Consider the following 25,790-nt stretch of genomic DNA (forward strand, 5'->3'; position numbering starts at 1 on the left):
AGCAAAAAGGCGCCTTTAGGGCGCCTTTTTACATTGGTGGGTCGTGCAGGATTCGAACCTGCGACCAATTGATTAAAAGTCAACTGCTCTACCAACTGAGCTAACGACCCGAAGTGGTGGGTGATGACGGGCTCGAACCGCCGACCCCCTCCGTGTAAAGGAGATGCTCTACCAACTGAGCTAATCACCCACTTCGGTACTTCTTCACAAAACTCTCTGAGAGATGGTGGGTGATGACGGGCTCGAACCGCCGACCCCCTCCGTGTAAAGGAGATGCTCTACCAACTGAGCTAATCACCCATCTCTGGAATTCTGGTCTTACTCTACACTGCGAGCCACCCTTTAGAGTGGTGGGTGATGACGGGCTCGAACCGCCGACCCCCTCCGTGTAAAGGAGATGCTCTACCAACTGAGCTAATCACCCCCGCTGTGTGGAGTCGCATTATAGGGATCGCCGCAAATGAGTCAACGGTTTTTAAAAGGAAAATATTCGTTCGTCTTAAAATTAATCAAGATGTTGGGGTTTTATGCAAAAAAAGGGGGGTGAAGCTGGCTTTCCAGGCAAAGGCTGCCAACAACAGGGGGAATGCCGTTGAGGAATCATCTTCAGGTGGTAGAATGTTGCCCACTTTAGTTGATATTAATCAGACCTCACCGGCATGAGCCGAAACTGATAGCGTAATAAGGCAGCTGTTAATGAAAATCAAAACCCGCTTCGCCCCCAGCCCAACCGGCTATCTGCACGTTGGCGGCGCACGTACCGCGCTCTACTCCTGGCTGTTTGCCCGTCATCAGGGCGGTGAGTTTGTACTGCGTATCGAAGATACCGACCTGGAACGCTCCACACAGCAGGCTATCGACGCGATTATGGATGGCATGAACTGGCTCAGCCTCAACTGGGATGAAGGCCCGTACTACCAGACCAAACGTTTCGATCGCTATAACGCGGTGATCGACCAGATGCTGGAAGCGGGAACAGCCTATAAATGCTATTGCTCCAGAGAGCGTCTGGACGAACTGCGCGAAACGCAGATGGCGAATCATGAAAAGCCACGTTATGACGGTCACTGCCGCGACAGCCATGAACATCATGCTGACGATGAGCCTTGTGTGGTGCGATTCCGCAACCCGCTGGAGGGATCGGTGATCTTTGATGATCAGATCCGTGGCCCGATCGAGTTCAGCAATCAGGAGCTGGACGATCTGATCATCCGTCGTACTGACGGTGCGCCAACCTATAACTTCTGCGTGGTTATCGATGACTGGGATATGGAAATCACCCACGTCATCCGTGGCGAAGACCATATCAACAACACCCCGCGCCAGATCAACATTCTGAAAGCGATTGGTGCACAGGTGCCGGTTTACGCGCACGTCTCTATGATCCTGGGCGATGATGGCAAGAAACTCTCTAAACGCCACGGAGCGGTAGGCGTGATGCAGTACCGTGATGATGGCTATCTGCCGGAAGCGCTGTTGAACTACCTGGTTCGCCTGGGCTGGTCACATGGCGATCAGGAAATTTTCTCTGTAGAAGAGATGAAAAACCTGTTCGATCTGGAAGCCGTCAGCAAATCCGCCAGCGCGTTTAACACTGAAAAGCTGCAGTGGTTGAACCATCACTATATCAACACCCTGGCGCCTGAATATGTGGCAACGCATCTGCAATGGCATATTGAGCAGGAAAACATTGATACCCGTACCGGGCCAGAACTGGCTCAGTTGGTGAAGCTGTTAGGTGAGCGCTGTAAGACCCTGAAAGAGATGGCGGCTTCCTGTCGTTACTTCTACGAGGATTTTGCCGAATTTGATGCCGATGCGGCGAAAAAACACCTGCGCCCGGTTGCCCGTCAGCCGCTTGAGGTGGTGCGCGACAAACTGGCGGCTGTCACAGACTGGAGCGCTGAGAATGTGCATCAGGCTATCCAGGCTGCGGCAGATCAGCTGGAAGTGGGCATGGGTAAAGTCGGCATGCCGCTGCGCGTAGCTGTCACCGGTGCGGGACAGTCTCCCGCACTTGATGTCACCGTGCATGCAATTGGCAGAACCCGTTCTGTAGCGCGTATCGACCAGGCGCTGGCCTTTATTGCAGAGCGTGAAGCTCAGCAGTAACGCTGCGCTACTCTTCCAGAATACCGGCCTGCGGGCCGGTTTTTTTATTCCTGAGAGTCGCTGATATCGAGACGACGAAGCAGGCCCTGAATCCCTTCACGTAACAGTAATGCGTAAAGTTTTTCCTGCTCGACGGGACTCATCTGCTGGAGAGAAGTCAGCAATAACGAAGAGAGGGAATTGGGCGGGACACGATAGGTGGCCGTGGGTTCGGCAGCATGACGGGTAGACTTAAGAAAACTTCGGACACGTTCATCAATATAGATCATCCTCGCTTTTCCTCCCTGTACGCCGGGTTTAGGCTTGGTGATCCACTGCTCTTTCTTAACCCACTTATTGATTGTCTGACGGCTGAAACCTGTTTCTCTGGCCAGCTCTTCTGGCGTTAACCATTCCTTTTTCATAGTGCAATTCCCGTTTGCGACGTGAGGTAACCTCAACATATTACAGGATTTCGTAATACGAACAACTAATAGGAATGACGACTAAAAGCGGTGATTAATACAGAAAGGGGAGAGTAGAGGGTTCCCTCTGCCCGGAACAGGCAGAGGGAAGGCAGGCATTAATTTGATACTTTTACCGCATCTGCCTTTGGACGGTAGGCCATGTAATAGGCCAGGCCGACAAACACCGCGCCACCAACGGTGTTGCCAAGGAATACCGCGACAAAGTTAGGCAGATACTCTACCCAGCTCAGCTGACCTGCGAAAATGGCCGCAGGAATGATAAACATGTTGGCAACCACGTGCTGGAAACCGATGGCCACAAAAGCCATTACCGGGAACCACATACCGAAAATTTTGCCTACCACATCTTTACTGGCAAAAGCCAGCCAGGTAGCCAGGCACACCAGCCAGTTACAGCCAATACCGGAAATAAAGGAATGGGTGAAGTCAGCATTTACTTTAGCGGTAGCGATAGCGACGGTTTTTTTCAGGTAATCGCCTTCGGTCATGCCCAGCATATGGCCAAAGAACCATGCAACCGCGATGCTGCCGATGAAGTTAGCGAGGGTTACCCAGAACCAGTTACGCAGCACGCTGTAACCGCTGATCTGACGGGCGAACCAGGCAACAGGCATGGTCATCATATTACCGGTCAGCAGTTCACCACCGGCCAGAACGGTCAGGATAATCCCCACCGGGAAGACGGCCGCGCCCAGCAGCCCGCCAAATGAACCCCAGTCGGCAGGCAGAGAGTTAATAACATGAATATCCAACAGGAAGCCGAGCGCAATAAAGGCACCGGCTAAAAACCCGAGAATAAGTAAAGTGGAAACAGAAGAATGGCTTTTAGCCACGCCGGACTGAATAGCAACCGCTGCGATCTCTTTAGGTGAATGCAAGGACATATGTAGCTCTGATTCTGGTGTAGTGAAGGAAGAAATGGCCGGATCCATCGCGTTGTAAAACGCGCGCATCCAGCGCTGAGAGGGTTCCGGCCTTCGAAAGCGCGGGCAGTTTTGCACGAGAAATTAACAAAAACAAGATCAATTAGGAGGCTAATTAACGCTCTGTTTACATGATTGCGGGGCGGAAAAAGCTATCCTCAGAAAATTCTTAGTAAAATTGCGCTGCTGACCCTATTTTATCATTGTGAAGATCGACAAAAAGGGTATTTCTGCTGCCTGAATATTATGTAAACAACTACTCATTGGCACTTATTGACGGCTTTTTCAGCGATTAACTTCAGTTTGCTAATTTGCCGTTGACACCATCAGCGCTGTTTCATATTATCCCCGCCGTCGGGACAACTCAGGTTCCGGCGCGGTTATTCGGTTCGGGGGTATAGCTCAGCTGGGAGAGCGCTTGCATGGCATGCAAGAGGTCAGCGGTTCGATCCCGCTTATCTCCACCAAATCTTCACCAGCAGATTTGGCACCGGAAAACAGATTGAATGTAGTGGGGGTATAGCTCAGCTGGGAGAGCGCTTGCATGGCATGCAAGAGGTCAGCGGTTCGATCCCGCTTATCTCCACCAATCACTCTTTACTCTTTGTTATCGCATTTTCCCCCACCCATTATTAATCTCCGTTTCTGAAATTTATCACCCTGAATCCATGCGTGCCATCGCGTTCCAGCTGCGCAATCAAGCCATACTCCCATTCTAAATAAGCCTGCATCGCTTCATGAGAATTGTCCGTGCCTTCATAAGGACGACGATAGCGATCGGTTCGTGGCTGTAACAGCAAACGCTCTCCCTGTTCCAGCGGTAAACCAGCCGCACGCCAGGCGGCGTTACCTCCTTTCAGGACGTTCACCGGCTTTCCGGTGAGTTGCGAAAGTTCCTCAACCGCATAGCGTGCCAGCAGGCTGCTGCCGCAGGTCACCACATAACGTTCGGCAGGGGGCAGGGGCTGTTTGCCTTCCAGCGTCAGCAGGCTGCGCTGAAGCCAGGCCGCGCCGGGAATATGGCTGGCGATATAGTTGGCGCTGGTGGTGAAATCCAATACCTGCGTTCCGCCGGTATCCAGCCAGTCTGCAAGCTGAGCCGGGAGGATCTCATCCAGTTCTGGCGGAGGAGGGACGTCAGCCACCCAACTCCCTTTCTCACTGAACGCTTCTTTACCCGGATCGTCCAGCACATACGCTTGCCAGCCCATCTGGGCAAGCCAGGAGGCGCTCATGTTGGCCCGCACGCCATCATCATCTGCCAGCACAATCCGCGCACCGCGCACGCTGGCATAGTGATCGGTCTCCTGAACTAACTGCCCGCCAGGCACGTGCCGGGAAGTGGGCACATGGCCTGCAATATACTCATCCCAATCGCGAACGTCGAACAGATAGACCGTATGTGTGGCGGCCTGTTGCCACTGCTGAAGCCGATCCAGGCTAAGACGTTTCACGCCAGCCCGATCGGCAACCTGGCGGGCGCTGCTGGCTGCCTGAACGTTTGCCGCTTCGCTGCCTGGGCTATAGCGTCGGGTTTGTCCCCGCTCCAGGGGCAGACCCGCCAGCGTCCAGCCGATAGTGCCATTTTTCAGGGCATAGACGGGGTTGGTTATGCCAGCGTTGACCAGCGACTGCGTGCCGATAATGCTGCGGGTGCGTCCTGCGCAGTTGACGATCACTTGGGTCTCGGGAGAGGAAACCAGGTCGCGCACGCGCAATACCAGTTCCGCGCCAGGCACGCTGATGCCGCCGGGAATGCTCATAGTCTGATATTCATCAAAGCGACGGCTGTCGAGTACTACCACTGACTCGCCGCTGTTAAGCAGCCTCTGCACCTCTTGTGCCGGAAGCGAAGGCGTATGCGTCAGGCTCTCAACCAACTCGCCGAACGCTTTGCTGGGAGAATTAACATCAATAAAGAGTTCGCCGCCCGCCTGCTGCCAACCCTGTAAGCCCCCTTCAAGCAGAGCGACATTGCTGTAACCCAGCGCTTTCATGCGCTCAGCGGCTACCTGAGCCAGCCCTTCCCCCCCGTCATACAGCGTTACCGGCGTCGTTAACAAGGGCACCCGGTTAAGAATATCGATCTCAAGTTTTGAAAGTGGAATGTTCACTGCAAACAGCGGGTGCCCCTGTGCATAATGCGCCTCTTCGCGTACATCAATCAGCGCAAGCTCCTGCTGCTGTAACAGGGCCTGACGGATTTCACCGTAACGACGTATCAGTTGATTAACCATGTGAAAGATCCCAAATATTCGGTAAAAAGGCGTTGTTATAGCCGGAGATAAACGGCTGTTCCTCGCCCGTTTCGCTGTATACGGCGCGTTTGACCGCCCCGATATTGCCGCCATAAACGTGAATGCTGATCGAGGTTCGGTCGCTGAAGGCATTGCTGACGCGATGAATATCCCCTACCTGAGGTGACACGGCTTCAACCGTACCGGGGTTCAACCGAACCGGCTCGCCTTCTGGCTGCAAACCCTGCGCTTCACGCCGGTAGCCCTGTGAAACTTCCGCGCCGCGTAACATGCCAATTAAGCCCCAGACCCGGTGATCGTGAACCGGAGTGGACTGGCCGGGTCCCCAGACAAAACTCACTACCGAGAAACGCTGGTTCGAGTCGGCATGCAGCAAATATTGCTGATAACGCGTGGGGTCTGGCCGGGCAAACTCATCGGGAAGCCAGTCATCATGCCGGATAAGCGCTTTTAACAGGTCGCTACCCTGAGCAAGAATTTCCGCCTCAGGCGGCTCACTCTCTAACAGTGTGGCCAGGTTGCCGATAAACTCCCGCAGACGATGGGGTCGCCATTCACTCATGTTTCGCCTCCTGACTTTCTGCCAGCAGATTAGCCTGCGCGGCCAGGCTGTAATCAAATGCCTGATGCACATCGACAGATTTGGGCAATACGCGGTTCTTAAAGAAGAAGTCAGCCGACTGCTGCAGGGTGGCCGCCAGCTTTGGCGTGAACTCGATCGGACGGATCTGCGCACGCGCGATCCAGGGCTGTGTGATGCTTTCCGGCATTCCCAGCGTGGCTGACAGCGCTTTAGCGAACGCTTGCGGATGCTGCTCTGCCCAGATCTGCGCCTTCGCAAGTCTGGCCTGCAGGTCAGCGATGGCTGCGCGTTTGGCCGGATCCTGCAATGAGGATTCCCTCGCCAGGGCGTAAGAATAACCAGAGAGGATCCCTTTACCTCCACCCTGCGGCACCAGCACATCCTTATCGATCACCATCGCCGAGGAGACATAAGGTTCCCAGGTAGCCCAGGCATCGACGGCATGGCTGGCCAGCGCGGCGCGGCCATCAACCGGCCCCAGAAAGCGCAGGGTCACATCAGAAGGCTTTAAGCCTGCGCGATCCAGTAATCCCAGAACCAGGTAGTGGCCCCAGCCGCCGCGATTCACCGCTATCTGCTTCCCTTTCAGATCTTTCAGGCTGTGGATGCCTGAATCGGCACGAGTGAGCAGGGCAATGCTGTCGGGATTGTTCTGCCAGGCGCCCACCGCTTTCACCGGCGCGCCAGCGGCATAGACAAACAGGAAGGGCAAATCACCGGTGAAGCCGACATCGAGCGCGCCCGCATTGAGCGCTTCCTGAACCGGCGCGCCGGAGTCAAACGAGGTCAGCTTAAGATCGTAGGGCAAATCCTTTAATTGCCCGGACTCACGCAGGGAGATAAAACGGTCGCCTTTCACATCCCCTAAACGCAGCGTAACCTTGTCAGCCGCCCAGGCGGAAGTGGTGAGGGCGGTTATCATCATCGCCAGTAAAAAAGAGAACCGCATCAGGCACTCCTTGCGATATGACGAGCAGCCACTTTTTCACGCGTTAACGGGATAAGCTCTTTGCCATATTCCAGCACATCATTAAGCGGGTCAAAGCCACGGATCAGTACGCTTTTTATACCTAAGTCGTAATACTTCAGCAGGGCTTCCGACACCTGATCCGGTGTGCCGACCAGAGAAGTAGAGTTATAGCCGCCGCCAACCAGTTTAGCGATGCCGGTCCATAACGCGCTGTCCAGCCTCTCCCCCTCATTGGCGGCGGCCATCAGGCGCGCTGCCCCCACGCTTTGTGGCTTGGGCAGACCAAAATCGTGGCCAGCCTCCACCAGCTTTTTGCGCGCCACCTCGCGAATATGTTCCGCTTTCTCCCAGGCCTCTTTTTCCGTGGCGGCAATAATTGGCCGGAAGGAGATGTTAAAGCCGATTTGGCGACCCTGACGCGCCGCCTCCGCCCGTACCGTACGCACCGTTTCCGCTGCACCAGCCAGTGGCTCCCCCCAGAGTGCGAAGACATCTGCATGGCGGGCTGCCACGCTAATGGCTTCCGCAGAGGAGCCGCCAAAATAGATGGGAAAATGAGGCTGAAGCGGTTTCACGGCAGAAAATGCCTGTTCGGCCTGATAATAATCACCCTGATGGTCGTATGGCGTATCGGAAGAGAGACTTTGCCGCAGCACGCTGAGGAAATCATCGGTACGCTCGTAGCGCTGGGTTTTATTCAGATAGTCGCCGTCACGCCGCTGCTCGGCATCGCTGCCACCGCTGATGATATGCACCGCCAGGCGGCCATCGGTAAGCTGATCCAGCGTGGCGAGCTTGCGCGCAGCCAGAGTAGGAGAAACAAAGCCAGGACGGTGTGCCAGTAAAAACTTCAGCGTTGAGGTGTTCGCCGCAGCATGAGCCGTCACCAGAAAGCCATCAGGTTGATCGGACCAGTAGCCTACCAGCACACGATCAAAACCCGCCTGCTCATGCGCACGGGCAAATTCAGCAATGTACTGTTTATCAAAAAGAGGGCCGCTGGCGGGGATAGTTTCAGAGGCCAGGCGATGGCCAATCATGCCGAGGAATTGGATGCTCATGAGGGTTTCTCCTGGTGAAAGCCGGTAAAAAGCCGGCAGAGAGAAAACCGTATAGTTGAAAGCAGGCGCTGTGAAATTCATTAATCTGCAAAGCTATGCGCAATTTTGGCTATTACCAGGCAGCGTGCGCCTGCATTTCGTTGTTATGACTTAATAGTATAATTGTTGCTCAATAATCGCATTTAGAGTCTGAAAAACAGGATGGTAGTCTCGGGTTTTCTCCTTAATGAGTTACCGGATCATGCGCCGTTTTACTGCTGTTATTCTGCTGCTTACGACATTTTCCTCTTCTCTTTGGGCTGCCGAAACCCTCTCTGTCGGCGACCAGCGCGGTAATGCGCGAGCCATTCTTGCGGCTGCGGGAGAACTGAACAATACGCCTTATACTCTGGAGTGGCATGAATTTGCTAATGCGGCTCCGCTACTTGAAGCGATGCGCGCAGGCTCAATCGATGCCGGCTCAGTAGGCGATGCGCCGCTGACGTTTGCGGTTGCCGCCGGGCTGGATGCAAAGGGCATTCTCGCAACTCGTTATGCGGGTAATGCCATCATTGTGAAAAAGGGCAGCGCTCTTCAGAGCGTCAGAGATCTGGCAGGCAAACGCATCGCCACCGTTAAAGGATCGTCCGGTCACAATCTGGCGCTGCAGGCACTGCAAAAGGCGGGGCTTGATGCAAAACAGGTGGATTTCGTCTTCACCACGCCAGCGGAGGCCACGCTGGTTCTGGATCAGGGCGGCGTTGATGCCGTCGCCACCTGGGAACCTTATGTCTCTTTTGCCACCCAGCAGTCCGGTGCGCAGATGCTGGCCGATGGCAAAGATTACCCGGCGTTGACCTATCTGGTGGCCAGCAACAACGCCCTGGCCAGTAAAAGGGCGGAGCTGGCGGACTTCGTCAGGCGGCTGACGCGAGCCAGAGCATGGGGAGAAAAACATCAGGAAGCTTACGCCACCGCTATCAGCAAATTATTACGCATCCCACAGGAGGTGGCGCTGGCAAAAGTGAAGCGTGAAATTAATACCGTCGATGTTGATAAGCAGCAAGTGTTAGCTGTGCAGCAAAATACCGCAGATTTCTATGTCAGAAACGGATTAATTCCCCAGCCTTTGAAGGCAGAGAAGTTTATTGATCTCAGCCTTTCTGAACAGAAATAACCTGCACCTGACCCTGTCTGAGCGATAGCGGCCTGCATACCGGAGCAAATTGTAAGCTTGATCATACTCTGGGTGGAGTATGATCAAAGCTTACAATTTGTTCTCTATGCATGGGGATATTATGGCAGTAGAAACGCCGGTCATTAATCAGTTTATCGCTTATAACAATCACGATTTAGAGGCCTTTGTCGCCTGCTTTTCAGCGGATTTTCGCGCCTGGCGTATGCCGGTCGAACAGCCTTCCCTGATCGGGAAAGAGAATCTCAGAACCTTCTATCAGCAAAACCGCTTTAACAATCCGGCATTACGGGCGGAATTAATCACTCGTACTGTAATGGGCAATAAAGTCTTCGATCATGAACTGATCTACGGTATTGCTGAGCAGCCGATCGAAAGTATGGCAGTATTTGAAGTGAATGATGAGTTGATCAGCAAAGCCTGGTTCTATTTCCCTTAAGAGCATAAAAAAAGGCGGGCCCTTTCAGGCCCACCTTTTTTAACCTGCTGACTTGTTACCAGCCCAAAACCAGGCCAGCAATAGAGGCGGAGAGAACGCTTACCAGCGTTGAGCCGTAGAGCAGCTTCAGGCCGAAGCGGGAAACCACGTTACCCTGTTCTTCATGCAACCCTTTAATCGCCCCTGCCACAATCCCGATAGAGGAGAAGTTAGCAAAAGAGACCAGGAACACGGAGAGGATACCCACGCCACGCGGAGAGAGTTCACCCGCTACTTTTTGCAGATCCATCATCGCGACAAACTCGTTCGAAACCAGTTTGGTTGCCATGATGCTGCCGACCTGCAACGCTTCGCCAGCCGGTACGCCCATCACCCAGGCAAACGGGTAGAAGACGTAGCCCAGCACACCCTGGAAGCTGATGCCGAAGATAAAATCAAACAGCGCATTGATAGCGGAAATCAGCGCGATAAAACCGATCAGCATTGCAGCCACGATCACCGCCACTTTGAAACCGGCCAGGATATATTCACCCAGCATCTCAAAGAAGCTCTGCCCTTTATGCAGATCGTTCAGCGTTAACTCTTCTTCGCTGTCGACGCTGTAGGGGTTGATGATCGACAGCACGATAAAGGTACTGAACATGTTCAGCACCAGCGCTGCTACCACAAATTTTGGGTCAATCATGGTCATATATGCGCCCACAATCGACATCGATACGGTAGACATCGCCGTCGCCGCCATGGTGTACATGCGACGCTGGGACATTTTGCCGAGGATATCTTTATAGGCGATAAAGTTTTCTGACTGGCCTAAAATCAGCGAGCTGACGGCGTTAAAGGATTCCAGTTTACCCATGCCGTTGATTTTGGACAGCACGGTTCCGATTGCGCGAATGATAATCGGCAGAATACGGAAGTGCTGCAAAATACCAATCAGCGCGGAGATAAACACGATAGGGCACAGAACGTTCAGCCAGAAGAACGCCAGGCCTTTATCGCTCATATTACCAAAGACAAAGTTAGTTCCCTGTGCGGCATAGCTCAACAGCTTGTCAAACAGTCCCGCAAATCCTTTGACGAAGCCAAGGCCGACTTCTGAATTCAGGAAGAACCACGCAAGCAGCACTTCAATGACCAGAAGCTGTATAATATAACGTACGCGGATGTTTTTCCGATTCGTACTGACCAGCAGGGCCAGCACGGCTACCATCACCAGCGCCAAAGCAAAATGAAAAATGCCTGACATGTGTGCTCCATTTTTGAAGGATGTTGTATTTCGCTGCACATTCTATGTAACAAGAAACCTAAAAACGAGATCTGGAACACAATATAACAATTACCTATCACGCATCCTGACAGATCCACCCGTTAGATCACATCCTGACACTGTTTATAAAAACACCCCATTCACATCAAGGTTATCCTTTTAACAAGTAACACAAAAAGAATTGCTCATTTTTTAGCTATGGAGTAGTTTGGATCGGAGTATAGCCTTTGCTATATTTCTTAGTAAGGGCTATCGCAGCGATAACGAATACCTGTTCAAATGCGCTTGATAATCATTATCATCTAAAAGAGAATGATCGCATCTGGGTTTAAGGGGATACCAATGTTTGAAGGCCGTACAGCAGAGCAAACCGTCCGGGGAGCACGCAAAATAAAATTTGCTTTGATGGGCCCTGCCTTTATTGCGGCTATCGGCTATATCGATCCCGGTAATTTTGCTACCAACATCCAGGCCGGAGCCTCTTACGGCTACACGCTGTTGTGGGTGGTGGTTTGGGCTAACATCATGGCAATGGTCATCCAACTGATGTCCGCCAAGCTGGGCATCGCCACCGGCAAAAATCTTGCTGAACACATCCGCGATCGTTTCCCTCGTCCTGCCGTCTGGTTCTACTGGGTGCAGGCTGAGATCATTGCCATGGCAACCGACCTGGCTGAATTTATTGGGGCGGCGATTGGCTTTAAGCTGATTTTTGGCGTCAGTCTGCTGCAGGGGGCGGTACTTACCGGTGTCGTTACTTTCCTGATCCTGATGCTGCAGAGCCGTGGACAAAAACCGCTGGAGCTGGTGATTGGCGGGCTGCTGCTGTTTGTGGCGGCGGCCTATGTCATTGAACTGTTTTTCTCACAGCCCAAAATTGCCGATCTGGTGCATGGGGTGGCGGTGCCTTCGCTGCCAACGGCGGATGCGGTGCTTCTGGCCGCTGGCGTGCTGGGGGCCACAATCATGCCCCATGTTATTTACCTTCACTCATCCTTAACGCAAAGTTCTGATGGCGGCTCGCGTGAGCAGCGCTACTCCTCCACCAAGCTGGATGTGGCCATTGCCATGACCATTGCCGGTTTTGTTAATCTGGCGATGATGGCTACGGCGGCGGCGGCTTTCCATTTCAGCGGCCATACGGGCATTGCCGATCTGGATCAGGCTTACCTGACTCTTGACCCGCTGCTGGGCCGCGCCGCCTCGCTGGTGTTCGGGCTTAGTCTGCTGGCCGCCGGACTCTCTTCAACCGTGGTCGGCACAATGGCCGGGCAGGTGGTAATGCAGGGCTTTATTCACGTCCGCATCCCGCTGCTGGTTCGCCGGGTGGTCACTATGCTGCCGTCATTTATCGTGATCATGGCGGGGTGGGAACCGACGCGCATTCTGGTGATGAGCCAGGTACTGCTAAGCTTTGGTATCGCGCTGGCGCTTATTCCACTGCTGACCTTTACCGGTAATCGTGAGCTAATGGGCGATATGGTCAACTCTCGTCCCATGCAGTGGATAGGTAAACTGATTGTGCTGGTGGTCGTGGCGCTGAATCTTTACCTGTTGGTGGCGATGGCGCTGGGGATATAAAACGCGGCTCAGCCGCCGCGCGCCATAAAAAAGCCGACCCGCAGGTCGGCTTTTTTGATCAATGGTGATGGTCACGATCCCGATCGTGATGGCGCTCACGCTCATGATGTCGCCATTCGCGCTGACGTTCACGGTCGTGCCATCTGCGCTCACGCTCCCACTCATGTCGGCGGCGCATCTCCTCATGACGACGCCATTGCTCATGACGCCACCAGCGGCCTTCATCGTAGCGATAGTTGCTGCGCCAGTAGCGGCCGTCGCGCCAGCGTCCGCCATCCCAGTAATTACCGCGCGGGTCGCGGTCGCCAATTTGTAACGAAACGCCAGGCGCTAACGTAATTCTGGCGCTGTCGGCTTGCGCTGTGTGCATCGCCAACGGAGTTAAACTTGCCAGCAAAGCGGCAACAAACAGAAAACGTTTCATTATATCTCCTTATCAACGGCTCAACTGCTCCGTTGTGTCGCCAAGATTATAAAGAGTTAACTGGCGTTACGCCTGGGAGATTCTGAAAAAGTGCGTAAAGAAGGGATTTGAGAATTATCCGGAGAAACCCGCCGCAGGCCGCGGCGGGAAGGGGTTAGCCAAGGATAGCGTTAATTTGATCCAGCTCAGCCGGAGTGAAGTCACGCTGTTTCAGCATGCCTACTGCATCGTCAATCTGGCTGGTTTTACTGGCGCCAATCAGCACCGAAGTGACGCGACCCTCGCGCAGAACCCAGGCCAGTGCCATCTGGGAGAGCTTCTGTCCACGCTGCTGCGCCAGAGCATTAAGCTGACGTACTTTGTCCATTTTTTCCGGGGTCAGCTGATCGCCGCTCAGGAACTGGCTGCCGCTGGCGGCACGGGAATCTTCCGGAATGCCGTTCAGGTAGCGGTCAGTGAGCACGCCGCCAGCCAGCGGGGAAAAGGCGATGCTGCCTACGCCTTCTTTGATCAGCACATCCAGCAGCCCATTATCCGGCGTCCGCTCAAACAGGGAATATTTCGGCTGATGGATCAGGCAGGGCGTACCCAACTGCTTCAGAATGGCTATCGCTTCTGCTGCCAGCGCTGCCGGATAGTTAGAGAGCGCGATATATAACGCTTTGCCCTGACGCACAATATGGTCCAGCGCCGTCATGGTCTCTTCCAGCGGCGTCTCTGGGTCCGGGCGGTGGTGATAGAAAATATCCACATAATCCAGGCCCATACGTTTCAGGCTCTGGTTCAGGCTGGCAATCAGGTACTTACGTGAACCCCAGTCGCCATAGGGGCCGTCCCACATGGTGTAACCCGCTTTTGAGGAGATGATCAGCTCATCGCGGTAAGGCGCAAAGTCTTCACGCAGAATGCGGCCAAAATTCTCTTCGGCCGAACCCGGAGGTGGGCCATAGTTGTTCGCCAGATCGAAATGAGTGATACCGTTATCAAAAGCATGTTGGAGCAGCTTACGGCTGTTATCCACGCGTGTACTGTCGCCAAAGTTATGCCAGAGTCCCAGCGAAATAGCCGGTAACTTCAGGCCGCTTTTGCCGCAGCGGTGATAGGTCATTTTCTGATAACGCTCTGCATCTGCCTGATAAACCATGAATAATTCCTGTTCGAAGTGGATGGAGTTCCCTGAAAGCCTGTCAGTGTATACGGTTACATTGAAGCGGTAAGCGCGGCAGATCGCAACTTGAAAAATTAGCTGAGGCGTAACGCAGAGTTGCCATGCGCACTGGGGCAGGTTGCTAATAACTGCAAATTTATCAGCAATACTCAGTTAACAGCCACTGAGGAGAAACCCTATGTCACGTCTTACCGTTGGGGAATATTTGCTGTCTCGTTTACAGGAAGCCGGTATCGGTCATCTGTTTGGGGTACCGGGCGACTACAATCTGCAGTTTCTGGATAAGGTCATCAACAGCCCAGAAATTGGCTGGGTAGGCTGTGCTAATGAACTGAATGCGGCTTACGCTGCCGACGGTTACGCACGCTGCCGTGGCGCGGCAGCGCTGTTGACCACTTTCGGCGTAGGCGAACTCAGCGCCCTCAATGGCGTGGCAGGCAGCTTTGCAGAATATGTGCCGGTGATCCATATTGTGGGTGCTCCCGCCAGCGCAGCGGCGGAAGAGGGGTTGTTGCTGCATCACACCCTTGGTGATGGCGATTATCGTCACTTCCTGCGTATGTCCTGTGAAATCACCGTAGCGCAGTCTGTTCTGACGCCGGAAAATGCGGCTCAGGAGATAGACCGCTTGTTGCTGACCGCGCTGAAAACGCACCGTCCCGTTTATCTCTATTTATCAACCGATGTGGCCATGGCAGAGATTGCCGCACCAAAGGAAAAGCTGGTTGTAGAGCATTCCAGCGATCCAGCGCAGCTGGCGGCATTTACCGCAGCAGCAGAGCAGTTGCTGGCTGATGCAGCAAGCGTAGCCTTGCTGGCCGATTTCCTGGCTGACCGCGCAGGCCAGAAGCAGGCTCTTGCACAATTTCTTGATGATGTGCCAGTGTCCTTTGCCACATTACTGATGGGAAAAGGGGTGCTGCCAGAACAGCGTAACGGCTTTGTGGGAACCTATGCCGGTGCAGCGAGCGCGGGCGACACGCAATGCATTATCGAACAGAGCGACGTTATCATTACGGTGGGAGTGCTCTACACGGATACGATCACCGCTGGCTTTACGCAAAATATCGACTCCGGCAAAACCATTGCCATCGGTCTGAATTCGAGCCGGGCAGGGGATAAGACCTTTACTCATCTGCCGATGGCGGAGGCGGTTAAAGCTTTACGGTCGGTAGCCAGTCGCTATGCAGCCTCGTGGCCTGCGCCCTCCGTCTCTCCGCCGCCCTTACAAAACAAGCCTTCTGATACGCTGACGCAAAATACTTTCTGGCAGGCGATGCAGGATTTCCTCAGGCCTGGTGACATCATCCTCGCAGACCAGGGGACGGCAGCCTTTGGCGCGGCAGCATTACGTCTGCCTGAGGATGCTACGTTTATCAGCCAGCCGTTGTGGGGATCGATTGGCTATACGCTGCCAGCCGCTTACGGTGCGCAAACAGCCTGCCCGGATCGGCGCGTGGTGTTGCTCAGCGGCGATGGCTCTGCCCAGCTAACCATTCAGGAGCTGGGTTCCCTGCTGCGGGATGGGCTGAAGCCTGTCATCTTCATTCTTAATAATGCGGGTTATACTGTTGAGCGTGCCATTCATGGAGAGCACCAGCGCTACAATGATATCGCCCCCTGGAACTGGACGCAGCTGCCTCAGGCGATGAGTAGTGAATGCGCTGCACAAAGCTGGCGGGTTAATGAAACGGTGCAACTGACGGAAGTGATGAAAATCATTCAGCGAACGCAACGCCTGTCGCTGGTGGAGGTTCTGCTGCCGCCGCTGGACGTCCCGCTGCTGTTAAAAGCGGTCACGGCGGCGCTAAATCAGCGAAATTCGGCATAATGGGCATCAATTCAGATTGATGCCCGTGGGCAAGGGCGCCGCAGGCAGGTAAGGTAGGCGATTAGCCTGATTCGTGCGCCCTGACACGGGCGGGCGTTGTTGTTTTAGTGGGGGAAATTTATAGTGTGTATAAATGACGTAAGCGGAGCAAAACAATAATGACTAAGTATGCTTTGGTAGGTGATGTCGGCGGAACGAATGCCCGCCTGGCACTGTGTGAAACCGAAACCGGTGCCATTTCCCAAGCCAAAACTTTCTCCACAGCAGACTACGATAGCCTTGAAGCCGTGATCCGTTTTTACCTGGAGGAGCAGAAGCAGGAGATCGTCGACGGTTGTATCGCTATCGCCTGTCCGATCACCGATGACTGGGTAGAGATGACCAACCACGACTGGGCATTTTCCACCAGCAAAATGAAGGCCAATCTTGGTTTTGAGCACCTTGAGATCATCAATGACTTCACTGCTGTTTCCATGGCAATCCCGATGCTCTCTGAGCAGGACGTGATGCAGTTTGGCGGCACAGCGGCGGTAAAAGATAAACCTGTTGCCGTTTACGGTGCCGGAACCGGGCTGGGCGTGGCGCATCTGGTGCATGTCGATAAGCGTTGGGTCAGCCTGCCGGGCGAAGGGGGGCATGTTGATTTCGCCGCTAACAGCGAAGAAGAAGATATGATCCTGGAAGTGTTGCGGGAAGAGCTGGGCCATGTCTCTGCCGAGCGTATCCTCTCTGGCGCTGGCCTGGTTAACCTCTACCGGGCGATGGTGAAATCTGATGGTCGGGTTCCGGAAAATCTCAAACCAAAAGACGTTTCCCAACGCGCGCTGGATGACAGCTGTACTGACTGCCGCCGTGCGCTGGCGATGTTCTGTGTGGTTATGGGCCGCTTTGGCGGCAACCTGGCACTGAACCTGGGGACGTTTGGCGGCGTCTATATTGCGGGCGGCATTGTGCCTCGCTTCCTTGAGTTCTTTAAAGCATCCGGCTTCCGTGCCGCGTTTGAAGACAAAGGCCGTTTCAAAGATTATGTGCAGAACATTCCCGTCTTTCTGATCACCCACGATCAGCCCGGTCTGCTGGGAGCTGGCGCCCACCTGCGCCAGACGCTGGGAAGAGTACTGTAACAGCCTCTTCACAGGGTCGGGATACCGGCCCTTTCTCCTGCTACAGCCGCATCAGCTGGCGAAACTCTTTCACTTTGCTGCGGCTTACCGGCACCTGAAACTCCAGATCCCGCAACTTCAGCATATAGGTGTTATTAAACCAGGGTTCGATTTCGCGGATCTTATTGAGGTTAACGCAGTAAGAGCGATGGCAGCGGAAAAACTGCTCTTCCGGCAGGCGGCCACAAAATTCGGTGATGTTAACTGACATCACGTACTCTTCGCGCCGCGTGTAGACAAACGCCATCTTCTCGTGAGCTTCGACGTAGTAGATATCATTAATATCGGTGACGATGATCCGTTCATCCTTCACCAGATTTACGCTGTGTACGCCGTGGCGGACGGTTTCCTGATTTCCCGGCTGATAAGCCTGATGTAAGGTGTTTTCCACCTTGCGCAGCATGGTAATGATGCGCATCTCATGGTAGGGCTTTAAAATATAGTCAAATGCTTCCAGCTCAAAGGCATCTACCGCATGCTCTTTATAGGCGGTAATAAACACGATTAGCGGTTTTTGCGCAAACTTACTGATATTTTGCGCCAGCAGCATGCCATCCAGCGAAGGAATATTGATATCAAGAAATATCACATCCACCTGATGAGTCTGCAGATATTTCAGCACATCCAGGCCGTCATCGAAGGTGGCTTCAATGGTCAGCTGGCTGTGTTGCCGAATCAGCCAGCTAAGCTCCTGCTGCGCCAGAAATTCATCTTCAACAATTATCGCTTTCACATCATTTTCCCGAAGTTAACAGACTACCAGGCCCTTAAAGAGACGCTTTCGCTGGCGGGCAGCACCGTGCCATTTTTGCTGATATAAAAAGCGATTTCCGTACCGGGATTGCGGCGGTGAATATGCAGCCCTTCGCCATAGAGCAGCTTTACGCGGTGATGCACGTTAAGCAGGCCAATTTTGTTGCCCGGCATCTCATTTCGCTCAACCCGCGCGACCACCTCTTCACTGATACCGTTGCCGGTATCCCGCACCGAAATTCTGATCCTGTCGCCCTGATCTTTCAGGCTAAGGGTAACCACGCCTTTTCCCCGGCAGGGATGAATACCGTGCACAATAGCGTTCTCTACCAGCGGCTGGATCAGCAGGCTGGGCAGCGAGCAGTTCACCTCTTCATCAATGTCATAAATCACCGTCAGTTTGTCACCGAAGCGGGCCTGCTCAATGGCGATATAATCCTTGATTTGATAGAGCTCTTTTTTGATATCGATAATCTCATCATCATTGAGTTCCAGGTTGTAACGCAGATAACGCGATAAGTTGGTGATGAGCTGCCGGGCGGTGTCCGGATTGATGCGGATGGAGGAGGAGATTGCGTTCAGCGCATTAAACAGGAAATGCGGGTTGATTTTACTCTGCAAGGCGCGCAGTTCCGCTTTGTTCGCCATTTCCCGCAGCTGTTCCGCCCGCGAGACTTCAAGCTGGGTGGAGATAATCTGTGACAGACCCACCGCCATCTCTTTCAGCGACCAGGTGATGCGGTGCGCATGGCGGTAATAAATTTTAAGGGTGCCGGTGACGTCCCCTTTTTCCCACAGCGGGATCACAATCATTGAGTGAATTTCTGGCGTCCGGTGCGCCTCATCATTGTTTTTAATGATGATTTCGCCATTGGCAATGGCGCTGGCGGTGGTCGGGCTTATCTCATCATCGCCGTTATGGTAATTCGCTTCGCCCACGCCCACATAAGCCAGGATTTGATGCTTGTTGGTAATCGCAACGGCATCAGCATTAATATCGCTGCGAATGATGTCACACACCTTGCGCAATGACTGGCTGTTTACCTGCCTGAACAGCGGCAGCGTTTTGTTGGCGATTTCCAGCGCCAGTTTGGCCTGTCGGGCGGCAATGGCCTCTTTTTCACCCTCAACGCTCTGGATAAGCAGCACAATTAAGCCGATGCTGACCGCACCGAGGATCATCGGTACGGCTATTTCAGAGACAATCTCTATCCCAAGCGTGGTCGGGCTGGCCCAGAGAACAATCAGGATCATGGTCAGCGATTCACACAGCATGCCGCCAATAATACCCATGCTCCAGCGGTTCTCTTTTATCACCTTGAGGTTGATATACCCCGAGACAACACCAGCAATAATGCTGGTGATCAGACAGGGGATAGAGGTGACTCCGTGAATATCGATCAGGAAGCGATGCAGGCCCGCGATAACGCCGGTGATAATGCCGACCCAGGGGCCAAACAGAATGCCGCCGGACATAATGGCAATGGTTCGCACGTTAACCAGCGATCCGTCAACGTTGATGCCGCTCCAGGTACCGAACAGCGCGAACAGGGAAAAAATTGCCGTGACCGCAATCAGCTCCTGCCGGGAGTGTTCATCCTTTTGCAGCAGTTGACGAAAATGGCGCGTGCGCGTCATAAAGAACAGGCAGATAAGCATCAGCGCAGCGCGGTCCAGCACGGCAAGCAGCATGTCAAACATTGAGTGCACGGGCGCCTCAGCAAAAGGATAGAGAGAAGGTTATGATAAGGAAAGCGGGCAGGATGTGCCAGGCATCGACATAATGATTTGCCGTGGCTTTAGCTCAGATCAACTCTTTTATGGAGAATATTATGCAACTCATCACTGAGCGGCTGCAATTAAAGAACCTGCAGGCGGAGGACTGGCAACTTTTTTACCGGGTTCATACCGATAAAAGCAGCATGGAGTATATCAGCGCCGTGCCGCAGATGGCCGATATCCGTCAGCGCTTTAGTGACCGTCTGGCGCCCTGGCAAGTCACCAGTTTCCATATGCTCTGCCTGGTGGTGAGGCTGAAAAGTAGTGGCGAGGCGGTGGGGCTGATTGGCACCAATGCCGAGTGGGCGCCCTACCGGCAGGCGGAAGTGGGCTACTCCTTTCTCAGCGAACATTGCGGCCAAGGATACGGCACTGAGGCACTGGCCGCGCTGACAGATTACCTGTTTGAGCACTGTGAGTTTCACAAAATCAAAGCGCAGGTTGTGGAAGGCAACTGGCCGTCGCGCCGTGTACTGGAAAAGAACGGCTTTCAGCTTGAGGGGACGCTCCGGGATAATTATCTACTGAGAGGTGAATGGGTGAACGATTGGGTCTTTGGACGGCTAAAAAACGACGTTTAAAACTATTTTATGTCGCCCTGTCGACAGGGCGGCAGCCTCTGCGTTATGTTCAGTGTTCGACCAGTTTCTGGTCAGCGTCGCTCGGACGGTCCGGGCGCTAACGTAAATCAGAGGATCTTATGGCTGACAACAGCTCTGCACGCCGTTTTTCCCGCATTGAACGTCTTCCCCCATATGTATTTAACATTACGGCCGAACTGAAGATGGCCGCGCGCCGCCGTGGTGAAGACATTATCGACTTCAGCATGGGCAACCCGGATGGCCCAACGCCGCCGCATATTGTGGAAAAACTCTGTGCCGTAGCACAGCGAGACGATACGCATGGCTACTCCACCTCGCGTGGTATTCCCCGTCTGCGTCGGGCCATTTCACGCTGGTATGCCGACCGCTATCAGGTCGAGATTGACCCTGAATCTGAAGCTATCGTCACCATCGGTTCGAAAGAGGGTCTGGCGCACCTGATGCTGGCCACGCTTGATCATGGCGATACGGTACTGGTGCCCAATCCCAGCTACCCGATCCATATCTATGGCGCAGTGATTGCGGGGGCGCAGGTTCGCTCCGTGCCGCTGGTGGCGGGGGTGGATTTCTTTAACGAGCTGGAGCGCGCCATCCGGGAAAGCTATCCGAAGCCTAAAATGATGATCCTGGGGTTCCCTTCAAACCCAACCGCGCAGTGCGTGGAGCTCGATTTCTTTGAACGCGTTATTGCGCTGGCCAAACAGTACAACGTGCTGGTGATCCACGATTTAGCCTATGCGGATATCGTTTACGACGGCTGGAAAGCGCCGTCGATCATGGAAGTGCCGGGCGCGCGCGACGTCGCCGTAGAGTTTTTCACCCTGTCGAAAAGCTACAACATGGCAGGCTGGCGCATTGGCTTTATGGTCGGTAACAAGGAGCTGGTGGCCGCGCTCGCGCGTATCAAAAGCTATCACGATTACGGCACCTTCACCCCGTTGCAGGTAGCGGCGATCGCCGCCCTGGAAGGGGATCAGCAGTGCGTGAAAGAGATTGCAGAGCAGTACAAGCGCCGCCGCGACGTGCTGGTGAAAGGTCTGCATGAAGCGGGATGGATGGTGGAGATCCCGAAAGCCTCTATGTACGTCTGGGCAAAAATTCCCGATTACTATGCCCATATGGGATCGCTGGAATTCGCCAAGCATATGCTGCAGGAAGCTAAAGTGTGCGTCTCACCAGGCATTGGTTTTGGCGATTATGGCGATACACATGTTCGCTTTGCCCTGATTGAAAACAGCGACCGCATCCGTCAGGCGGTAAGAGGCATTAAGTCGATGTTTCGTGCTGATGGGATTTTACCGGGGACGGTGAAACTCAACGAAGAAGAGGTTTAAAGAGTGGGGTCAGGCCGGGAGGCCTGACCCGCTGAAAGCGTCCTGAAGGGTTACAGCATCAGATAGAAAGTGCCAACCCAAATGACCATAATAAAAGAGATTCCCATCAAAGCATATTTCACCAGCAACTCCTATTAACGCCTGAGACTGGGGCGATCCCCGGCCTTTTCGCGAACTTTACGATGCAGCAGACGCTCAAGCCAGGCCGTATCGGGTAGCCATAAACTGCCTATGGCAGGATCGTCGGCTAATTTACCTGCTCTCTGATGCAAAATAAAGTCGATTAAGCTAAGCATCGTCCGGTTCAGGGTGTCTCGATCTCGGGTACCACGGACATGCCAACCCTTAAGCGCGCGCGTTCCGGCTGACCGGGTTCAAGCACAATTTTGACCGGTAAACGCTGCACCACTTTGGTGTAATTTCCCGTTGCGTTGTCGGCGGTAATGGCTGCGAAAGTAGAGCCTGTCGCTGGTGCAATACTGTCAACATGACCGCGCAGCGTCACGCCGGGTAAAGCATCGACTTTAACAGCAACGCCCTGGCCTGGCTGTACATGCGTCAGCTGCGTCTCAAGGAAATTAGCGACTATATAAGTTTGCTCCAGAGGCACTACCGCCAACAGGCGCGTACCGGCAGAAACCCATGCGCCCTGGCGAACAGAACGCTGCCCCACGGAACCTGCAATCGGCGCGGTAATAGTGGTGTAGGAGAGATTCAGACGGGCTTGATCGACGTTGGCTGCAGAGGCGGCGATATCTGCCTTAGCCTGTTTGAGGCTCGCCTGCAGGATCCCTGTCTCTTTACGCGCAGCGAGCGCCGCAGCCTGGCTCTGGCGGAGCTGAGCAGAGGCTTCACGCATAGAGGCGTTGGTTTTTTGCTGTTCGTCGGCTGTGGCGGTGCCGGTTTTCAACAGGCGGCGATAGCGCTCAGCATTTTGTCCGGCATAGTTCAGTGTCGCTTCGCTGGCGCTGACGGCAGCATCGGTTTGCGCAATAGTGGCCTGCTGTTGCTCCAGCTGGGCTTCAATGCTGCTGAGTTTTGCCTGGCTGACCTGAAGGTTAGCTTCGGCCGTTTCCAGTGCTACCTGGTAATCGCGGTCATCAATAGTTGCCAGCGTTTCACCTGCCTTGACCGGCTGGTTGTCACTGACGTTGACCGTGCGGATATAGCCGGAAACTTTTGGGGCAACCAGCGTGTAGTCCGCCGTGACCACGGCATCATCAGTGCGGGCATGATGATGGCTCATGGCGGACCATACGAAAAAGGCCATTCCCAGCAGGACGGCTAACAGCAGGAGTAACAACAACGTTCTTTTTGCAGGTGTGAAGCTCATATTATTATCTCGTAGATTAGGCCTGGCGTTGGATAAGGGTTTGCGGTGGCCAGACGCGTTTTGGCAGCCACGCCGTTAACAGGATCATCAGCAGGGCAAAACCGATAATCAGCATATAGGCATCGCTAATGCTGAGGATCACCGCCTGGTGCTTTAGCAGCGTGGCAAAATGGCTCAGGTTTTCCGTTGAGCTGGCGCTGCCGTCCGGCAGTAGGGGCATCAGGCTGCTGGCACTGGCCGGGGTATCCGCCGTCATCAGCCACGGGCGATTACCCAGGTTGTCTGTCAGCGTATGCGAATGAAACTTTTCACGATGAGTCAGAAAGTTTTCCACCAGACAACTGGCGGCCACGCTGGAAAAGCCTCTGACGGTATTGAACATGGCGGAAGCAAAAGGCCCCTCTGGCGGCAGGACGACGCTGGTGGCGCTCATCAGTACCGGTAAAATCATCATCGGCTGCGCAAAGGCCTGTAGTAGCTGGATCAGCCAGAAATTTTGCCTGGCCCACTCACCGGTCAACTGCATGCCCAGCAGGCACGACAGAGTGAGCAGACCGGCACCAGCCGTCAGCATCCAGCGGCAGTCAACCCAACGCATATTCAGGATGGCAGCCATCATCGGAGCGATAATCAGCTGAGGCAAACCAATCGTCAGCGCCAGCGGCGCAAACTGCAGGGTACGGAAGCCTTCCACCTGGCCAAAATAGGCCGAGGGCAGGGCAGAGCCGGAAAGTCCTACCATCAATACCCCCGCCAGCACCAGCAGACCGTGAGTCAGGTTTCTCCGCTCCAGCATCTGTAATTTGAACAGCGGCAGCGGGTGAAACCACTCATTGATCAGGAACACAATCAGCAGCGCAAATGAGGTCAGCAGCATGCCGGTAATCAGCGGCGAAGCCAGCCAGTCCAGACGTTCGCCCTGGGTCAGCGCCAGGATCAGCAGCGCAATGCCGCTGCAACCGGTCACCATGCCGAACAGATCAATCTGTTTAAAGCGTTCAAAGCGCATCGGGTCCTGTGGAATGCCCCAGCCGATCAGCAGGTTGGCAATCATTATCAACGGCACAACCTGCCAGAAAACAAACTGCCAGCCAACGGAATCGGTCCAGAAAGCAGCCAGCGAGGCGGCAATATTCGGCCCAAACGTTGCGGTGAGGGCGTAAGCCGCCAGACCGTAAAGCTTGATGCCCGGCGGCAGGAAACGCAGGGCGACAGTCATCAGCATCGGCGGCAGCGCGCCACCGAAAATGCCCTGCACAACCCTGAGCGCAATAAAGAGCGAGGGCGTGGATGCCACAGGTTGCAGTACGCCCACTATGGCAAACCCGGAGGCCATCACCAGAGTGAAACGGCGAAGCGAAAACGTCACTGCAAACCAGGGCGCTATCATCATGGCCGCCACTTCGGCAGCCTGGTAAACTGAGGTGATCCAGCTCGCGCTGTCAAAGTCGAACCCCATAGCGGCTCTGATGTCAGCAAGGGCCAGGTCCGTTACTCTGTCATTCAGTCCCGAGGTCAGCGCGGCGATCAGCACGCCCACCAGCCCCAACGCCAGGCGCAGGGTAAAGGGATGGGGAGCGGGGGGCGCTGCCGGTTGAGCTGTCATAGCGAAAACTCCATTGGCGAAAATAAAAATTATCGGTGCACTGTATTGCATTGTGATACATTCGCCGGCGATATTACATGGCGATTAACTGTATTGCAATGTGATACAGCCTGTCCGCAGCCTGAAAGAGTGCTAAAGTATTCGCATCAAGCAAGGAGCTGAACCCTATGTCTGACCCTACTGTACTGCGCGAAGAGGAGCGAACTGGTGGAATCCAGGTGATCTCACGCGCGGCTAAAATATTGAACGCGCTGGGCGACAGCCCAAACGGCATGAGCCTGGGTGAAATAGCGCAGGCTGTTGATCTCCCCCGATCCACAGTGCAGCGCATCGTGGCGGCCCTGGATTCAGTACAGTTAGTCCGCAGTCCCGGCGCGGGAGGCGTGCGGCTTGGCCCCGCTTTGCTGCGCCTGATCGCTACGGTGCATACCGATGTGGTGGCTATCGCTCAGCCCTGGCTACAGGCGCTGTGCGATGCGACGGGAGAGACGGTATCGCTGGCCCGCGCCAGCGGTCTGCAACTGGCCATTGTGCACTACGTCGTGGCTGATCGTGAGCTGAGGGTGGTTCCCCGTATCGGGTTGAACCTTCCGCTCTACAGCACTTCAGGCGGTAAAGCTTTGCTGGCTCTGGGGAGTGATGAAGAGGCACGTACGCTGGTTGGGGATGCTTATGAAGCCATCACCGATCTGACTGTTAAGGCGTTTCCTGAACTTCTCGAGCGACTGAAGGAGATCCGTCGCACCGGACTTTCCTACGATCGGGGTGAAACGCTGGAAGGGATCTCCACGATGGCGGTGGCGATTGACACCATTCTTGGCCGCTTTTCTATCAGCCTGCTGGTTCCATCCACCCGTTTTCAAAAGCATGAGGCGCGCTTCCGTGAAGAGATCCTGAAATGCAAAGAGGCGCTGGTGGATGAAATAGGCAAAGCGGCCTTACGTGATTAACTGAGAGGGACA

23 protein-coding genes and 6 tRNA genes are annotated in these 25,790 nt (G+C 54.3%); 11 read left to right on the plus strand and 18 right to left on the minus strand.

Annotated elements, in window-relative coordinates:
• Positions 1-34: 34 nt before the first annotated feature.
• From SD961_RS12810 to SD961_RS12825, 4 genes are all read right to left on the minus strand, one after another.
• Positions 35-110, minus strand: a tRNA-Lys gene (locus SD961_RS12810).
• A gap of 4 nt (positions 111-114) precedes the next feature.
• Positions 115-190, minus strand: a tRNA-Val gene (locus SD961_RS12815).
• A 34-nt stretch (positions 191-224) separates the two neighbouring features.
• Positions 225-300: transfer RNA gene (locus tag SD961_RS12820), tRNA-Val, on the minus strand.
• 48 nt (positions 301-348) lie between these two features.
• Positions 349-424, minus strand: a tRNA-Val gene (locus SD961_RS12825).
• Positions 425-696: 272 nt separating this feature from the next.
• Here SD961_RS12825 and gltX point away from each other — a divergent pair.
• Entirely contained in the window at positions 697-2,112 is a 1,416-nt protein-coding gene (gltX, locus tag SD961_RS12830; protein ID WP_318790744.1) for a glutamate--tRNA ligase, read from the plus strand.
• Positions 2,113-2,156: 44 nt separating this feature from the next.
• Here gltX and SD961_RS12835 read toward each other — a convergent pair whose 3' ends face one another.
• Positions 2,157-2,516 (minus strand): YfeC-like transcriptional regulator, encoded by a 360-nt coding sequence (locus SD961_RS12835; protein ID WP_318790745.1) that lies wholly within the window; start codon positions 2,514-2,516, stop codon positions 2,157-2,159.
• Positions 2,517-2,674: 158 nt separating this feature from the next.
• Positions 2,675-3,463, minus strand: coding sequence for a formate/nitrite transporter family protein (locus tag SD961_RS12840; RefSeq protein ID WP_318790746.1), 789 nt, complete (start codon positions 3,461-3,463; stop codon positions 2,675-2,677).
• Positions 3,464-3,893: 430 nt separating this feature from the next.
• Between SD961_RS12840 and SD961_RS12845 the strand changes: the two genes are divergently transcribed.
• Positions 3,894-3,969: transfer RNA gene (locus SD961_RS12845), tRNA-Ala, on the plus strand.
• 46 nt (positions 3,970-4,015) lie between these two features.
• Positions 4,016-4,091, plus strand: a tRNA-Ala gene (locus tag SD961_RS12850).
• A 43-nt stretch (positions 4,092-4,134) separates the two neighbouring features.
• On the opposite strand, the gene SD961_RS12855 is transcribed toward SD961_RS12850, so the two are convergent.
• Genes SD961_RS12855 through SD961_RS12870 form a run of 4 tightly spaced genes read right to left on the minus strand, consistent with a single transcriptional unit; the run spans position 4,135 to position 8,374 of the window.
• Positions 4,135-5,739 (minus strand): rhodanese homology domain-containing protein, encoded by a 1,605-nt coding sequence (locus SD961_RS12855; protein ID WP_318790747.1) that lies wholly within the window; start codon positions 5,737-5,739, stop codon positions 4,135-4,137.
• Positions 5,732-6,322 (minus strand): cysteine dioxygenase, encoded by a 591-nt coding sequence (locus SD961_RS12860; protein ID WP_318790748.1) that lies wholly within the window; start codon positions 6,320-6,322, stop codon positions 5,732-5,734. The genes SD961_RS12855 and SD961_RS12860 overlap by 8 nt, the downstream gene beginning before the upstream one ends.
• Positions 6,315-7,292 carry an ABC transporter substrate-binding protein gene (locus SD961_RS12865; protein ID WP_318790749.1) on the minus strand — a complete coding sequence of 326 codons (978 nt, stop codon included), beginning with the start codon at positions 7,290-7,292 and terminating at the stop codon, positions 6,315-6,317. Before SD961_RS12865 ends, SD961_RS12860 begins: the two co-directional genes overlap by 8 nt.
• Positions 7,292-8,374 (minus strand): LLM class flavin-dependent oxidoreductase, encoded by a 1,083-nt coding sequence (locus SD961_RS12870; RefSeq protein WP_318790750.1) that lies wholly within the window; start codon positions 8,372-8,374, stop codon positions 7,292-7,294. The genes SD961_RS12865 and SD961_RS12870 overlap by 1 nt, the downstream gene beginning before the upstream one ends.
• 241 nt (positions 8,375-8,615) lie before the next feature.
• Here SD961_RS12870 and SD961_RS12875 point away from each other — a divergent pair, with 241 nt between their 5' ends.
• Both SD961_RS12875 and SD961_RS12880 read left to right on the plus strand, forming a co-directional pair.
• The gene (locus tag SD961_RS12875; protein ID WP_318790751.1) at positions 8,616-9,530 is read left to right on the plus strand and encodes an aliphatic sulfonate ABC transporter substrate-binding protein; all 915 of its coding nucleotides are present in this window, start codon (positions 8,616-8,618) and stop codon (positions 9,528-9,530) included.
• 121 nt (positions 9,531-9,651) lie between these two features.
• Positions 9,652-9,987 carry a nuclear transport factor 2 family protein gene (locus SD961_RS12880; RefSeq protein ID WP_318790952.1) on the plus strand — a complete coding sequence of 112 codons (336 nt, stop codon included), beginning with the start codon at positions 9,652-9,654 and terminating at the stop codon, positions 9,985-9,987.
• A 55-nt stretch (positions 9,988-10,042) separates the two neighbouring features.
• Here the strand turns inward: SD961_RS12880 and SD961_RS12885 are convergent, their stop codons facing one another.
• Entirely contained in the window at positions 10,043-11,233 is a 1,191-nt protein-coding gene (locus SD961_RS12885; RefSeq protein WP_318790752.1) for a NupC/NupG family nucleoside CNT transporter, read from the minus strand.
• A gap of 363 nt (positions 11,234-11,596) precedes the next feature.
• On the opposite strand from SD961_RS12885, the gene SD961_RS12890 reads away from it, so the two are divergent.
• Positions 11,597-12,835 (plus strand): Nramp family divalent metal transporter, encoded by a 1,239-nt coding sequence (locus tag SD961_RS12890; RefSeq protein ID WP_318790753.1) that lies wholly within the window; start codon positions 11,597-11,599, stop codon positions 12,833-12,835.
• A 58-nt stretch (positions 12,836-12,893) separates the two neighbouring features.
• On the opposite strand, the gene SD961_RS12895 is transcribed toward SD961_RS12890, so the two are convergent.
• Positions 12,894-13,259: a DUF2502 domain-containing protein gene (locus tag SD961_RS12895; protein WP_318790754.1), complete on the minus strand. Its 366-nt coding sequence runs from the start codon at positions 13,257-13,259 to the stop codon at positions 12,894-12,896.
• 154 nt (positions 13,260-13,413) lie between these two features.
• The gene (gene mgrA, locus SD961_RS12900; RefSeq protein WP_318790755.1) at positions 13,414-14,403 is read right to left on the minus strand and encodes an L-glyceraldehyde 3-phosphate reductase; all 990 of its coding nucleotides are present in this window, start codon (positions 14,401-14,403) and stop codon (positions 13,414-13,416) included.
• Between the two features lie 202 nt (positions 14,404-14,605).
• Between mgrA and SD961_RS12905 the strand changes: the two genes are divergently transcribed.
• Entirely contained in the window at positions 14,606-16,258 is a 1,653-nt protein-coding gene (locus SD961_RS12905; protein WP_318790756.1) for an alpha-keto acid decarboxylase family protein, read from the plus strand.
• 158 nt (positions 16,259-16,416) lie between these two features.
• Positions 16,417-17,382 carry a glucokinase gene (glk, locus tag SD961_RS12910; RefSeq protein WP_318790757.1) on the plus strand — a complete coding sequence of 322 codons (966 nt, stop codon included), beginning with the start codon at positions 16,417-16,419 and terminating at the stop codon, positions 17,380-17,382.
• A gap of 40 nt (positions 17,383-17,422) precedes the next feature.
• Here glk and SD961_RS12915 read toward each other — a convergent pair whose 3' ends face one another.
• Positions 17,423-18,154, minus strand: coding sequence for a LytTR family DNA-binding domain-containing protein (locus SD961_RS12915; protein WP_318790758.1), 732 nt, complete (start codon positions 18,152-18,154; stop codon positions 17,423-17,425).
• 23 nt (positions 18,155-18,177) lie between these two features.
• Positions 18,178-19,866, minus strand: a complete 1,689-nt coding sequence (locus SD961_RS12920) for a sensor histidine kinase (protein ID WP_318790953.1) — start codon at positions 19,864-19,866, stop codon at positions 18,178-18,180.
• Positions 19,867-20,006: 140 nt separating this feature from the next.
• On the opposite strand from SD961_RS12920, the gene SD961_RS12925 reads away from it, so the two are divergent.
• Positions 20,007-20,534 carry a GNAT family protein gene (locus SD961_RS12925; RefSeq protein ID WP_318790759.1) on the plus strand — a complete coding sequence of 176 codons (528 nt, stop codon included), beginning with the start codon at positions 20,007-20,009 and terminating at the stop codon, positions 20,532-20,534.
• 119 nt (positions 20,535-20,653) lie between these two features.
• Positions 20,654-21,889 carry an alanine transaminase gene (alaC, locus tag SD961_RS12930; protein WP_318790760.1) on the plus strand — a complete coding sequence of 412 codons (1,236 nt, stop codon included), beginning with the start codon at positions 20,654-20,656 and terminating at the stop codon, positions 21,887-21,889.
• Between the two features lie 50 nt (positions 21,890-21,939).
• Here alaC and ypdK read toward each other — a convergent pair whose 3' ends face one another.
• The 3 genes from ypdK to SD961_RS12940 all read right to left on the minus strand — a co-directional run bounded on the left by ypdK (position 21,940) and on the right by SD961_RS12940 (position 24,828).
• Positions 21,940-22,011: a membrane protein YpdK gene (ypdK, locus tag SD961_RS21715; protein WP_412916681.1), complete on the minus strand. Its 72-nt coding sequence runs from the start codon at positions 22,009-22,011 to the stop codon at positions 21,940-21,942.
• Positions 22,012-22,193: 182 nt separating this feature from the next.
• Positions 22,194-23,222: an HlyD family secretion protein gene (locus tag SD961_RS12935; protein ID WP_318790761.1), complete on the minus strand. Its 1,029-nt coding sequence runs from the start codon at positions 23,220-23,222 to the stop codon at positions 22,194-22,196.
• A 16-nt stretch (positions 23,223-23,238) separates the two neighbouring features.
• Complete coding sequence (locus SD961_RS12940) at positions 23,239-24,828, minus strand: MFS transporter (RefSeq protein WP_318790762.1); 1,590 nt, start codon at positions 24,826-24,828, stop codon at positions 23,239-23,241.
• Positions 24,829-24,995: 167 nt separating this feature from the next.
• On the opposite strand from SD961_RS12940, the gene SD961_RS12945 reads away from it, so the two are divergent.
• Entirely contained in the window at positions 24,996-25,778 is a 783-nt protein-coding gene (locus tag SD961_RS12945) for an IclR family transcriptional regulator (RefSeq protein WP_318790763.1), read from the plus strand.
• The last annotated feature ends 12 nt before the right edge of the window (positions 25,779-25,790 follow it).

The organism is Erwinia sp. MMLR14_017, assembly GCF_033657285.1.
In the GTDB taxonomy this organism is placed as follows: domain Bacteria; phylum Pseudomonadota; class Gammaproteobacteria; order Enterobacterales; family Enterobacteriaceae; genus Erwinia.